This is a genomic window from Herbaspirillum sp. GW822-FHT03A08, assembly GCF_058801885.1.
In genome coordinates, this window is sequence record NZ_JBXANR010000005.1 from 1 (window position 1) to 12,384 (window position 12,384).

Annotated in this window: 11 protein-coding genes; 7 read left to right on the forward strand and 4 right to left on the reverse strand. The window is 56.6% G+C overall.

The window, feature by feature from the left end; genetic code table 11:
- Window positions 1–321: 321 nt before the first annotated feature.
- The 5 genes from AC1RN6_RS16135 (at window position 322) to AC1RN6_RS16155 (ending at window position 5,325) form a co-directional block, all read left to right on the forward strand.
- A complete protein-coding gene (locus tag AC1RN6_RS16135; RefSeq protein WP_493006462.1) occupies window positions 322–1,068 on the forward strand; it encodes an SIMPL domain-containing protein in 747 nt (248 codons plus the stop codon).
- A gap of 391 nt (window positions 1,069–1,459) precedes the next feature.
- Window positions 1,460–2,101: a phosphatidylserine decarboxylase gene (locus AC1RN6_RS16140; RefSeq protein WP_493006463.1), complete on the forward strand. Its 642-nt coding sequence runs from the start codon at window positions 1,460–1,462 to the stop codon at window positions 2,099–2,101.
- 30 nt (window positions 2,102–2,131) lie between these two features.
- Window positions 2,132–2,998, forward strand: a complete 867-nt coding sequence (pssA, locus tag AC1RN6_RS16145; RefSeq protein WP_493006464.1) for a CDP-diacylglycerol--serine O-phosphatidyltransferase — start codon at window positions 2,132–2,134, stop codon at window positions 2,996–2,998.
- 172 nt (window positions 2,999–3,170) lie between these two features.
- Window positions 3,171–4,715 (forward strand): 2-isopropylmalate synthase, encoded by a 1,545-nt coding sequence (locus AC1RN6_RS16150; protein ID WP_493006465.1) that lies wholly within the window; start codon window positions 3,171–3,173, stop codon window positions 4,713–4,715.
- An 82-nt stretch (window positions 4,716–4,797) separates the two neighbouring features.
- Window positions 4,798–5,325, forward strand: a complete 528-nt coding sequence (locus tag AC1RN6_RS16155) for a hypothetical protein (RefSeq protein ID WP_493006466.1) — start codon at window positions 4,798–4,800, stop codon at window positions 5,323–5,325.
- Between the two features lie 4 nt (window positions 5,326–5,329).
- On the opposite strand, the gene AC1RN6_RS16160 is transcribed toward AC1RN6_RS16155, so the two are convergent.
- The 3 genes from AC1RN6_RS16160 to AC1RN6_RS16170 all read right to left on the reverse strand — a co-directional run bounded on the left by AC1RN6_RS16160 (window position 5,330) and on the right by AC1RN6_RS16170 (window position 8,055).
- The gene (locus tag AC1RN6_RS16160) at window positions 5,330–6,034 is read right to left on the reverse strand and encodes an alpha/beta hydrolase (protein WP_493006467.1); all 705 of its coding nucleotides are present in this window, start codon (window positions 6,032–6,034) and stop codon (window positions 5,330–5,332) included.
- Complete coding sequence (locus AC1RN6_RS16165; RefSeq protein ID WP_493006468.1) at window positions 6,031–7,533, reverse strand: sensor domain-containing diguanylate cyclase; 1,503 nt, start codon at window positions 7,531–7,533, stop codon at window positions 6,031–6,033. Before AC1RN6_RS16165 ends, AC1RN6_RS16160 begins: the two co-directional genes overlap by 4 nt.
- A gap of 159 nt (window positions 7,534–7,692) precedes the next feature.
- Window positions 7,693–8,055, reverse strand: coding sequence for a hypothetical protein (locus AC1RN6_RS16170; protein WP_493006470.1), 363 nt, complete (start codon window positions 8,053–8,055; stop codon window positions 7,693–7,695).
- A 174-nt stretch (window positions 8,056–8,229) separates the two neighbouring features.
- Between AC1RN6_RS16170 and AC1RN6_RS16175 the strand changes: the two genes are divergently transcribed.
- Together AC1RN6_RS16175 and AC1RN6_RS16180 are read left to right on the forward strand one after the other, a co-directional pair.
- Entirely contained in the window at window positions 8,230–9,714 is a 1,485-nt protein-coding gene (locus tag AC1RN6_RS16175) for an aminotransferase-like domain-containing protein (protein WP_493006471.1), read from the forward strand.
- Window positions 9,715–10,035: 321 nt separating this feature from the next.
- Window positions 10,036–11,373, forward strand: a complete 1,338-nt coding sequence (locus tag AC1RN6_RS16180; RefSeq protein ID WP_493006472.1) for a tetratricopeptide repeat protein — start codon at window positions 10,036–10,038, stop codon at window positions 11,371–11,373.
- A 76-nt stretch (window positions 11,374–11,449) separates the two neighbouring features.
- Here AC1RN6_RS16180 and AC1RN6_RS16185 read toward each other — a convergent pair whose 3' ends face one another.
- Window positions 11,450–12,373, reverse strand: a complete 924-nt coding sequence (locus AC1RN6_RS16185) for a sugar kinase (RefSeq protein ID WP_493006473.1) — start codon at window positions 12,371–12,373, stop codon at window positions 11,450–11,452.
- Between the last annotated feature and the right edge of the window lie 11 nt (window positions 12,374–12,384).

The window sequence follows — 12,384 nt, forward strand, 5'->3', positions numbered from 1 at the left end:
CCCTGGGCAGGACGGCGCAAAGCGGTGCTTTGCGAATTCCCGTCCAGCCTGCCGTGGATCAAAGCTAACAAGCTGGTTGATCAATCGAAGAACTAATCGACATTGCTGCCGATGAACGAAAAGGACGCCTTGGCGTCCTTTTTTATTTCTGAGGCGGGAATAACTGTGTCTGAAGCGTTGAGTGTGTTCCTTTACTTGCACATTGTCACAATCATCACATTGCCGTAACGAACTAACGCCATCCACCGGCGTCCAACCGCGGTCTCCAGATCATCGGAGCGCCCGGAACACATATCAAACAAGCTTTATTTGGAGGTTTTCATGTCGCGCCCAAGCCAACTCTTATTCGCCGCCGTCCTTGCAACAGCAACCATGGCAGCACACGCGCAAGCAGTACAAACCAGCGGTACCCAGGTCGTGGTGCCGGCATCCGGCGAACTGGTCGTGCCGAACGATGAAGCTCGCGCCACTCTCAATGTTGAAGAGCAAGATAAAGACAAAGGAGTCGCCGCTTCTCGCGTTAACAAGAAGATGAAGCAGGGCATCGAGATCGTGAAGAAGCAGGATCCGCAAGCGCAATTGAAGACTCGCGGCTATTACACCTACGCTGTCTACTCTGAAGAAACACCACGTTCCAACAACAAGCCGCGCGCGATTGTCGGCTGGCGTGTCGGTCAATATCTGGAAGTGACGACTACAAATCTGGAAGGTTTGCCGAAGACTGTCGCTGCAACGCAGAACATCCTGGGTCTGAATAATCTGCAATTCGGTCTGAGCCCGGCAACCAGCAAGAAGCTGGATGCTGATCTGATCAATGCTACTTATAAAAATCTCAACGAACGCATTTCTTCGATTGCAACCGCCATGGGCCGCCGCAGCAGCGATGCAGTTGTGGAGACGGTTGATTTCGAAGGCTCCGGCAATTACGTACAGGCCGCAGCAGCTCCCAAAGCGATGATGATGCGTGCGATGGCAGATGCGCCGCAGGAAGCCGTGTCAGAGCCAAGCTTTGAGCCGGGCGAGTCGACCGTCGGCATGCATCTGGTTGGCAAGGTTCGATTCAAGTAAAAAAAGCGGTAATGTCTCAGGCGGCAGGATGATAATTCCTGCCGTAGCGTTTTGCGGGGAGAGTATGATTTTTACCTCTCTTGGTTTTTCTGGCGGATCAGCATCCGATCTTCACTCCGATCCGGTTCATGCAATGTGTTTCGTTCATTTGCCGTTGTGGTCCAGATTTGCCTTAGTTCGCGATAAAATAGCGGCTTATCAAAAAAAGAATGGCTCTTCAGGCCAACAGGTCCCTCCGCTTTAGCACAAGCCGGCATCCCTGGCTGTCATTCGCTATCAACGGGTAAATATCCGTTGATTTGATTTGCGGCGCGTTACATTTCTTAGGCGCTCGTCTAGAATAAGCACGCTTTACCATTTTGAAAATCTATCAGCGACTATCGGAGCAACGTTGAATAACCATTATCCACATCCTATTATTGCCCGCGAAGGCTGGCCCTTCCTCGGTATCGCTGTCGTTGTCGCCGTTATCGTCACGCTGATTGGCGGAGCATGGTCGATTCCTTTCTGGATCATTGCGCTGTTCGTATTGCAATTTTTCCGCGATCCGCCGCGGACGATTCCACAAAATCCGAATGCCGTCCTGTCGCCTGCCGATGGCCGCATCGTGGTGGTCGCCAAGGCGCATGATCCTTACACAAATCGCGAAGCGCTGAAGATCAGCGTATTCATGAACGTCTTCAACGTTCACTCCAACCGCGCTCCGGTGGATGGCAAGATTGAGACCGTGCAGTACTTTCCCGGCAAGTTCGTGAACGCGGATCTGGATAAAGCATCGCTGGAAAACGAGCGCAACGCGCTGGCGATTACAGCCGCCAACGGCCAGAGCGTGACCTGCGTGCAAGTAGCAGGCCTGATTGCCCGCCGCATCCTCTGCTACGTCAAAGCCGGCGACGTCCTGGCGCGCGGTCAGCGTTATGGATTCATTCGTTTCGGTTCGCGCGTCGACGTCTACCTGCCGTTGACTGCAACACCGAAAGTGAGCGTGGGTGAAAAGGTCTCGGCGACGGAAACGATCCTAGCCGAATTCTGATCATCTGACGCATATTGAGACGGACTCTACATGGCAACTTTTCGCAGACGCAAAAACAAGGGCGCAATTCCTTTCCCGAAATCCTTGCGCAGCCATAAAACGCCGATGTACCCGGCCCAGCTGGAAGACGTGGATGGCGCGCCGATCGTGCGTCCACGGCGTTCGCGCGGCATCTATCTGTTGCCGAATGCCTTTACGACGGCGGCGCTGTTTTGCGGCTTTTACGCCATCGTGATGGCAATGAACCTCAAGTTCGACCATGCATCGATCGCAATTTTCGTGGCGATGGTGCTCGATAGCCTTGACGGCCGTGTGGCGCGCATGACCAACACGCAAAGTGAGTTCGGCGCGCAATACGACAGCCTTTCGGACATGGTGTCCTTTGGCGCTGCGCCGGCATTGGTGGTTTATGAATGGTCCTTGCGCGGCATGGGCAAATTGGGCTGGCTGGCGGCATTCGTGTATTGCGTCGGCGGCGCTTTGCGTCTGGCGCGTTTCAATACCAATATCGCTGTGGTCGACAAACGTTATTTCCAAGGCTTGCCGAGTCCGGCTGCCGCGGCGCTGGTCGCCGGCTTTGTGTGGCTGATGGATGACCTGCGTTTTGCCGGCACGGATCTGAGCTGGGCTTCCTGGGTGATTACGCTGTATGCAGGCATCACCATGGTGACCAATGTGCCGTTCTACAGCTTCAAGGACATCAACTTCCGCAAGCCGGTACCGTTTATCGCGGCATTGCTGGTGGTCGTGGTGCTGGTGGCGATTTCGAGCGATCCTTCCAAGGTCTTGTTCGGCTTGTTCGTGTTATATGGCATTTCCGGCTACATCGTCTATGCCTGGCGCAAGATCAAGGGAAAGCCCGTTAGCATCGTCCAGACGGAACACGAGGAAAAGTAAGCGCCTCTGCAAGCAGTCTCCCAAAACCGCCCATGTGTCACCGGGCGGTTTTTTTACGTCTGTTTCATTCGATATGCCCGCGGAATCGTTACTGCACCGCCTATTGCATTGGTGTTGCAAGATTGTGCGAGAGGACTAGAATGAATTTCCGAGACTAGCCTGAGGAGTTGCCATGTCAGCAGAAAAGCTCATCATTTTCGACACGACCCTGCGCGACGGCGAGCAATCTCCCGGTGCATCGATGACGAAAGAGGAGAAGATCCGCATCGCTCGCCAGCTTGAGCGCATGAAGGTTGACGTGATTGAGGCGGGCTTTGCTGCGGCTTCACCCGGCGACTTTGAGGCGATCAAATCCATTGCAGGCCTGATCAAAGACTCCATCATCTGCTCCTTGTCGCGTGCCAACGACCGCGATATTGCCCGTGCTGCAGAGGCCCTGGCGCCGGCGCAGCGCAAACGTATTCACACCTTTATCGCAACCTCTCCGCTGCATATGGAAAAGAAGCTGCGCATGGCGCCCGATCAGGTCTTCGAGCAGGCGCGGCTGGCGGTGCGTTATGCACGGCAGTTCACCGACGACGTCGAGTTCAGTCCGGAAGACGGCAGTCGCTCCGACATGGATTTTCTGTGCAGAGTGCTGGAAGCCGTGATCGCCGAAGGCGCAACGACCATCAACTTTGCCGACACCGTCGGCTATGGCGTGCCTGAGCTCTACGGCAACATGCTCAAGAGCCTGCGCGAGCGGATTCCCAATTCGGATAAAGCGGTTTGGTCCGTGCACTGTCACAACGATCTCGGCATGGCCGTCGCCAATTCGCTGGCCGGCGTCATGATCGGCGGTGCGCGGCAGGTGGAATGCACCATCAATGGTCTTGGCGAGCGCGCCGGCAACACGGCGCTGGAAGAAATTGTCATGGCCGTCAGGACGCGCCGTGACCATTTCAACCTGACGCTGGGTATCGATGCCTCGCAAATCGTACCGACCTCAAAACTCGTATCGCAGATTACCGGTTTCGCCGTGCAGCCGAACAAGGCGGTAGTCGGCGCGAATGCCTTTGCTCATGCCTCCGGTATCCATCAGGACGGCGTGCTCAAGGCGCGCGACACCTATGAAATCATGCGCGCTGAAGACGTTGGCTGGACGGCCAACAAAATCGTGTTGGGCAAGCTGTCGGGCCGTAACGCGTTTAAGCAGCGGCTGGAAGAGCTGGGCATCGCATTGGAGTCGGAAGGCGAGGTCAATGCCGCCTTCGCACGCTTCAAGGAGCTGGCCGACCGCAAGTCGGAGATTTTTGACGAAGACATCATGGCGCTGGTCAGCGATGAACAGCATAGCCATGAAGGAGAGCACTATGGCTTTGTTTCACTGTCGCAGCATTCGGAAACTGGCGAGCGGCCGAGCGCCAGCATTGTCTTCACGGCTGGCGGCAAGGAGGTGAGTTGTTCGGGGCAGGGGAATGGTCCGGTGGACGCCATCGTCAATGCGATCGAATCCAACGCTGCTAGCGGTGCCGAGCTGCTGCTGTTTTCAGTCAATGCGATTACCACCGGCACGCAATCGCAGGGCGAGGTCACCATGAGGTTGGCCAAATCGGGACGTATCGTCAATGGCGTCGGCTCCGATCTCGACATTGTTGTGGCTTCGGCAAAGGCCTACCTCTCAGCACTGAACAAACTGTATTCAAAATCGGACAAGTTGAGCCCGCAACAGGTGTGATGTTGCCAAGCTGGTATCGATCTTTGCCTTAATTGCTGCTAATCTACATTAACAACAGCGAATTTCCCGCGAGAATTGTTTTATGGTAATTGCAGTCAACAGTTCGTTCACAGCCACCATTCCCTATGTCTTCGGAGGGAATGCACCCGTCGTCGATCTCGGTCAAAGCCCGGGAGTGATCAGCACGGCAGCTGCGCTTGCCAGTGGCGGCGCGGTGGTGTTGAGTCTGCCTGGCGCACCCAAAGGGGCCGTCACCTATACTGCATCCGGACTTTTGCACGTACTGGCCCGTGGCAATGTGGCGACTTCAAGGCCAACCGCTGCGAACGACGAAACAGCGGCTGCCGGCAAAGCCATTCTGACTTCACTGAATAAATCGACTGCGGGTTCACCGGACTCTTCCGGTTCTTCGATTGTTTCCGCTTCGTCGGGTGCGACAGACGGCATCTATAACGGCAGCGGCGTCTTTACGCCGACTATTGGTGCGAGCAGTGGCGTTTCCGCTAATTTTGCCGACATTCTGAGCAGCAATCCCGGTTTGTCTTCGGTGGCTGTCAGTAGTGCGGTGGCGCAAGGCTCAGTAGGTACGCTGGTCAGCACCACTGCCTGAGCATTTACTTCCAGTCTTCGGTTTTGATTGCGGTAGCGATGCGCTGACGCAATGTGGCATCTTTCGCCATTCTCTCGCTGACGCGATGATCGGTTGCTGGCAAATCGATGATGCGCCGAGAGCGTGCCGACACGGCGGCTTGTTCCAGCAAGTCTGCGACTTCATGCGGAATGATCGCATCCTCCAGCGCCCTGATCAGGGTCAAACTGCCGCGATAGTTCTGAATCAATTCCAGGGTCTCGGCGTCGCGCCAGCTTTGCGGTCGACGGAGTACGGTTGAGAATTCCACGCCGAAAGGAATGGAAAACGCAGCGCGATCGTAGATAGCACCGACAACCAGCACCAGATGATCAATGCGACTCTCTTCCTGACAGGCGAGGCGCAAGGCGATTTCGCCGCTCATACTGGTGCCGACGACGGTGCGGACGGTATGGGCTGTATCGCTGTAGGCCAACACGCACTGCGCCTGGTGCAAACGCTTTTTCAGCGAACCGGGACTGTTGGCGCTGCTCTCGCCGTGGCCGGAAAAGTCCAGCGCGACGCTGCCAAAACCGGCATGCACCAGATCCTCCCGCAACAGGCGTTGGCGTTGGCGATCGCTTTGCCCGGCGCCGTGCAGAAATACTGCGCGTAGTTGGTGTTGCTCGCCCAGCACGTCGCCAACGATGACTTCATCGTCGACGTGCAGTTCAAAGCGGCGTGAGTTCATTCTTCCGCGGATTGGCGCCGGTCATGTGCTGGCGCCTTGGCGTAGTAAGAACGTTTGTCTTCGTACATCAGGGCGTCGGCGCGCTGGATGGTTGCCTCAAGACGCTCGCCATGCTGGCTGGTGGCGCAGCCCATAGACAGGCTCAGCGGCGAGCCGGAGTAATACTGATTATTGATATCGATCAGCTTCTGAATGTTTTCCATCATGGTTGTGGCGCCGCGCTCATCCGTGGCGGGCATGAGGATCGCGAACTCGTCGCCACCGATGCGCGAAGCGTAGATCGGTTTGTCGGCAGCCTTGCCCAGCACTTCGCCGACACGGCGCAGCAACGCATCGCCTGCGGCATGGCCGAGTTGATCGTTGATCTCTTTAAGTCCGTTGAGGTCGGCCATGATGACGCTGACCGGGAATGGGCCTTTACGCTCCAGGCGATTCATCTCATCGACCATGAAGGCGCGGTTATGCAGCTTGGTCAGTTCGTCGTGCTTGCCGAGGAATTCCAGATAGGCTTCCGCCTTCTTGCGGGCCGTAATATCGGTCAGGGCGACCAGCACCAGATCCCAGTCCTCTTCATGGCCGGGGAATACCGAGAACTGCAGGTGCACATGCAGTTGATCGCCGTTGAGCGCATAGTTCACTACCTCGCGCTGATGGAATAAATTACCTTGCCACAGTTCGCTGAGCTGCTCGCTGAAATGCGGGCGCATGTCGTCGCGGAACACTTCGCTCAGGCGCGACAGCAAAGTCGACTTGTCCGGCGCATGGAACATTGTCAGCGTTTGCTGATTGACGTCGATGACGCGGATTTCCTGCATGCAGCGCTCGACGAATTCCGGATGCACATCGGTGAAGACGCGGAAATCCTTGATGCCGATCTGGCGCAAATCGCCGAACAGGCGTTTGACCTGGCTGAAGTCTTCCACCCACAGCGAAATAGGCGAGTACTCAAACAGACCGCGTGCGTAATCTTCGCTGCGTGTCAGTTTGCGGCGGGCGGTTTCGCGTTCGGTGACATTTTCCACGGCCAGCAGCACGCGGCTCCAGCTGTCTTCGTAACCCGGCAGGATGCGTGCATTGAGCTGAATGTCGAGACGTTTTCCGGAGAGCGTGTAATTGACGCTATGGCTGGAGAATTCAGTTTTGCCTTCCCATACCTGCTGCAATTCTTCGATATGGGTGTGCAGCATATCGTCGCGGAAAACCTTGCCGAGATTGGCGATCAGATGTGCCGTATCCTCGGCTTCAAAGAGCTGCAGCGTCTTCTGGTTAACGTGCAAGACCTGGATGTTGAGCGTGCAGGCATGCACGCGCGACAGATCTGCTTGCAGATAGCTGCGCAGATCGGTGACGCCGGCGGCGCGCCATTCTTCGAGCAGCTTTTTGACGCCACTGAAATCTTCCAGCCACATGGAAACGGGAGCCAGTTCAAACATGTCCGCGTTGATGAAGTCGTCGCTGCCTGTTGTGGCGGCGTCTGAGGAGCGGATTTCATTCTGCATAACGATGAAGATGGATGGGCGATGCCGTAGTGTAATGCCTTTATTGCAATGGGCACACTATCTTCGGGAGCGAATCCGGTTTTTTTTGATGCAAATTTGACATAGATTTAATGCGGCGCAAGTGGTCCATGCGGGCGGCGTTCATGCCGCCCGCCGTGCTTATTTTGATGCCAATAGCTGTGCTGCCATCGTGCGTAAGCGCCGGGTGGGCGTACTCAGCAGGTGCGCGAGGAAATCCAGTGAGAAATAGCGTGGCCGGATGCCGGCGTAGCACCGCACTTCTGTGGACTGTGTTGCATAAAGGCAAGTCCAGCCGCTGCGTTCGATTTGATAATGCTGGCCTTCCTGCAAGCTCGACAAGGCCTTCAGAATAGTCTCGCTCATCCACTCCGGCGACTCGCGCAGGCGAATGCTGCCCGAGTGCACAAACAGGACGGTGCCGCGGGCAGTCCACATGTAATGGCTTTGGCCGGCGCTCAGTTGGATCGTGGTGGGGGTGGCTTGCCTGTCTTCTGTACGCATGGTCTTTTCCTGTTGGTTGGCGTAGGGATAGTCTAGGCAGGACCGGCTTTGCGAAACAGGCACAGGCTGTGGCGATGTGAATCGGAACAGCGGGCATTTTTTCGATCTGTTATCGTCTGTTTTTATCGGCTCTGTATCTATCGCCGCAACAGAGGAACGCTGAAGATTCACTGCATGGACATGCAACCACCACTTCTTGTTATTGAGCCTGCTCCGGCTTCCGCCAGCCAGCCGATTTATCGTCGCCTGGCTGAACACTATCTTTCCGCAATTCAAGCGGGGACGCTATCTGCAGGCGACCGCGTGCCGTCGGTGCGCGACCTGATGCGGCAGCACCATGTAAGTTTGTCGACCGCGCTGCAGACTTTGCGCCATCTGGAAGAGGGCGGCTGGCTGGAGGCACGTCCGCGCTCCGGCTATTTCGTGCGTCAGCCGCGACGTGCGGTGATTCGTCCCGTGGGCGAACCGAATATATCTGCGCCGCTGGACCCGGCGCAATATGTCGGCATCCATGAACAAGTTTCTGATTTCATCGCACGCCGGCATTTGAAGACGCCGACCGTTGACCTGAGCGGCATGAGCTGTGCGCCTGAGCTATATGCTGTCGAAGCCCTCAAGAATGCGGCGATCAAGGCCTTGCGTGAACAGCCGACCTTGCTCACCAGTCCCATGCCGATCAACGGCAACGTCAATTTCCGGCAAGTGGTGGCGCGCCGTGCATTGAATGCCGGCATACGCATCAGCGCCGACGATGTCGTGGTCACGCATGGCTGTATCGAAGCGCTCAATCTCGCACTGCGTGCCGTGGCGCAGGCGGGCGACACCATTGCGGTGGAGTCGCCGACCTATTTCGGCCTGCTGCAGACGCTGGAAAGTCTGGGCATGCGCGCCCTGGAAATTCCGACCAGCCCGCATACCGGCATTTCTATCGAAGCGCTGGAGCTGGCGATGCAGACCTACGGCAACATCAAGGCCGTGGTGGTGGTGCCGACCTTGCAGAATCCTCTCGGCTGCATCATGTCCGACAGCCACAAGGAGCGCCTCGTCAATCTGTGCGAGCAGCAAGGCGTGCCGCTGATCGAGGACGACGCCTATAGCGAACTGGCCGATGGCGATGTTGCGCCGTCAGCGGCAAAGGTCTGGGACAAGAGCGGTAACGTCATCTATTGCGCGTCGTTGAATAAGGTGCTGGCTCCGGGTATGCGGCTGGGCTGGATGACCTGCGGAAAATGGAACGAGCGGGTCAAGATGCTCAAGTTCGCCTATACCCGCGCCAACGAGGAGTGGACCCAGATCACCGCTGCCAACTACATGGGGTCGCCTGCGTATGATCGTCATCTGCGTCGCTTGCGCAGCAGTCTGAAGGACCAGCGCGAACAGATGGCCGAGGCGATCGCCGAGTACTTTCCTGATGAGACCCGGCTAAGTGTACCCAATGGCGGTGTCGGCTTGTGGGTGGAGTTGCCGCGCGGTTTGTCGTCCAAGGCGGTATTTACGGCAGCACTGGATGAGGGCATCGGTGTTTCACCGGGCGTGATTTTTTCCAACTCCCATCGCTTCGACCACTATCTGCGACTGTGCTGCGGCAAGCCGTTCACGCGTGAACTGGATCAGGCCTTGCGCAGGCTTGGCGTCATCACCGCACAATTGCTCGGCTAGATTGCAATTCTTCCTCTGTCAAAAAGCTTTCCGACGCATGTCTGAAAGCTTTTTTTGCTTCTTGTACAAAATATTGTAAGAATACGAAGTGTCCCTGCGACGAACCGTCAGCCGCTGGTCCTGCGAGTTGCGCATTGTGCTGAAGTGTTCGATTCTCAATGTGTTTCTGCTGGGCAAGTGTATATCCGAATCAGAACAAGAGCCGCTAACAAAACAACGCCGACGGCAACGCGCGCCGACGCAGACAGTATGTGAGTACGGCAAAGAGAAGCAATGCTGTCAGCGGTGTTTTGTTAGCGGCTAAGTTACAGGAACATGCTTATGGAGTCTCTTTCCCAGGTGGGGGCAGGTAGTGATGCGTTGCTGCAGTCATTAGAGCAGGCGATCGGTTTTCACACCGCAGGCGATCTTGAAAAGGCGGAAAAGATTTATCGCGAGGTGCTGGTGCAGGACCCGGTGCATCCTATCGCGTTGCATTATCTCGGTATTTTTCTCTATCAGAACGGGCAGGACGAAGAAGGTGTGCAGAACATCCGATTGTCTTGCGCACTACAACCGGATAACGCCGGCTGGCACAACGATCTCGGCAATGTGTTGTTTGCGCTGCGCGAATTCGACGAGGCGTCAGAAGCCTATCAGGCATCCCTGGACGCATATCCGCAGGACCATATTGTCTGGAACAACCTCGGTTCTTCTCAGTTGCAGCACGGTGACGCCGACGGTGCGATTCATTCCTTCAAACAGGCACTTGAACTGGACCCGAATTTCGGCCCCGCCCTGATCCATCTCGGCAATATCTATGAAGCTGCCGGCGATCAGATGAACGGCGCGCATTATCAATGCCGCGCATTCGTGCTGCCGCCGCATGAGGGAAAGTCCAAGCAAATGCTTGGTGTGTCGTATTACTTTCTTGGTCGTTTGCAGGAAGCTGCCGATCACTATCGCGCATGGATGGTGGAAGAGCCGGATAATCCGATCGCTGCTCACATGTTCGCCGCCTGCGCACAGCAGGACGTGCCGGAGCGCGCTTCGGACAGTTATATCGAAAAGCACTTCGACCGCTACGCCGAAACCTTCAACGCCAATCTGGTCGACAGCCTGGCGTATCGCGGTCCGGAACTGATGCAGCAGGCGCTGCAAATCATCGGTGCGCCGGCAAAGCAATTCGATGTACTCGACATCGGTTGCGGCACCGGCTTGTGCGAGCCGATCATCGCTCCTTATGCGCGGTCGCTGATCGGCGTCGATCTGTCCGGAAAGATGCTGGAGCAAGCTGAGGCGCGGGGCGGTTACGACCAGCTCTTCAAGCAGGAAATCACTGAGTATATGACCGGAAAACCGGGCACTGCCGACGTGGTGCTATCGGCCGACACGATGATCTATTTCGGCGATCTGGAAAAGGTGTTCCAGAAAGTAGCGAGCACCTTGAAAGAAAACGGCTATTTTCTGTTCACGGTCGAGACCGCAGCAGAAGAGGGCGCGCAGGATGAGGGTTTCTATTTGCATCCGAGCGGCCGCTATCGCCACAATACAAGTTATGTGACGCGCTGTCTGAGCCAGTTTGGCTTTGAGCTGCTGAACATCAGGGATGTGGTGCTGCGAGAAGAGATTCGTCAACCGGTGCTTGGCATGGTGGCCGTGGCCCAGCGCAGGGGATGAGAGTGCTCTTCGCCGGCAAAAAAAGAGCGACGAGTTTGAATTTCGCCGCTCTTTTTTATTGCGCAGATCTTTTTACTCAGCCCAGGCGGCTCACGACAGTATTGACTTGTTCAGCCATCGGAATCGGCGCAACAGCGCCATAGCCGGTGGTTGAAATGGCTGCCGCCACATTGGCATAGCGTGCTGCTGTAAACGGATCCTTGCCTTCAACGATCTGTGCGATGAAAGCGCCGCCAAAGCAGTCGCCTGCGCCGGTGGCATCCAGCGCATCGACGACATGCGGCGGGACCAGTCGACGCTCGCTCGGCGTCGCGACATAGCAGCCTTCCTTACCCAGCTTGAACGCCACCAGCTTGATCCCATAGGACAGCAACTTATCGACGATGGCATCGCGGTCATCCAGTCCGGTCAGTGCGCTGACATCTTCCCAGCTTGGGAGGCAGATATCGCACAAGGCAAAGGCTTCCGCCATTTTGGCGCGTGCGCGTTCCAGCGGCCACAGGCGCAGGCGCAGATTGGTGTCAAGCGACGTCAGCGTACCGTTCTTGCGCGCATGCGCCATGGCGGCCAGACCGGCGTCACAGGCGCTTTCGCTGATGGCCAGACTGATGCCGGACAGGTGCAGCACCTTGGCGTCGGCAATCGCTTGCAAAGGCAGTTGCGCAGTAGTGTAACGGCTGGCGGCGGAGCCGGTGCGCAGATAATTGAAGTGATGTCCCTGGTCGTCATGCGTGACGACATAGACGCCCGATGCCACGCCCGGCATCACGCCGACATGCGTTGTGTCGACCTGCTCGGTTTTCCACAGTGCTTGCAGGCTCTTGCCGAAATGGTCGTCGCCGACGGCGCTGACGTAGCCGGTGTCGGCGCCCTGGCGCGCTGCGGCGATGCAGAAGTTGGAGGTGTCGCCGCCAAAGCCTTCGAGGTAATAACGCGGGTCTTCGATGCTCTGGTTGAATTCCACCATTGCTTCGCCATAGGCCAGAATTTTCTTGCTCATGATGTGATGCC

What these genes read in the sequence shown, in the direction of transcription:
- AC1RN6_RS16135 (WP_493006462.1), top strand. Translation starts at nt 322, where the DNA reads ATGTCGCGCCCAAGCCAACTCTTATTCGCCGCCGTCCTTGCAACAGCA.
- pssA (WP_493006464.1), top strand. Translation starts at nt 2,132, where the DNA reads ATGGCAACTTTTCGCAGACGCAAAAACAAGGGCGCAATTCCTTTCCCG.
- AC1RN6_RS16150 (WP_493006465.1), top strand. Translation starts at nt 3,171, where the DNA reads ATGTCAGCAGAAAAGCTCATCATTTTCGACACGACCCTGCGCGACGGC.
- AC1RN6_RS16155 (WP_493006466.1), top strand. Translation starts at nt 4,798, where the DNA reads ATGGTAATTGCAGTCAACAGTTCGTTCACAGCCACCATTCCCTATGTC.
- AC1RN6_RS16160 (WP_493006467.1), bottom strand. Translation starts at nt 6,034, where the DNA reads ATGAACTCACGCCGCTTTGAACTGCACGTCGACGATGAAGTCATCGTT.
- AC1RN6_RS16165 (WP_493006468.1), bottom strand. Translation starts at nt 7,533, where the DNA reads ATGCAGAATGAAATCCGCTCCTCAGACGCCGCCACAACAGGCAGCGAC.
- AC1RN6_RS16170 (WP_493006470.1), bottom strand. Translation starts at nt 8,055, where the DNA reads ATGCGTACAGAAGACAGGCAAGCCACCCCCACCACGATCCAACTGAGC.
- AC1RN6_RS16175 (WP_493006471.1), top strand. Translation starts at nt 8,230, where the DNA reads ATGGACATGCAACCACCACTTCTTGTTATTGAGCCTGCTCCGGCTTCC.
- AC1RN6_RS16180 (WP_493006472.1), top strand. Translation starts at nt 10,036, where the DNA reads ATGGAGTCTCTTTCCCAGGTGGGGGCAGGTAGTGATGCGTTGCTGCAG.
- AC1RN6_RS16185 (WP_493006473.1), bottom strand. Translation starts at nt 12,373, where the DNA reads ATGAGCAAGAAAATTCTGGCCTATGGCGAAGCAATGGTGGAATTCAAC.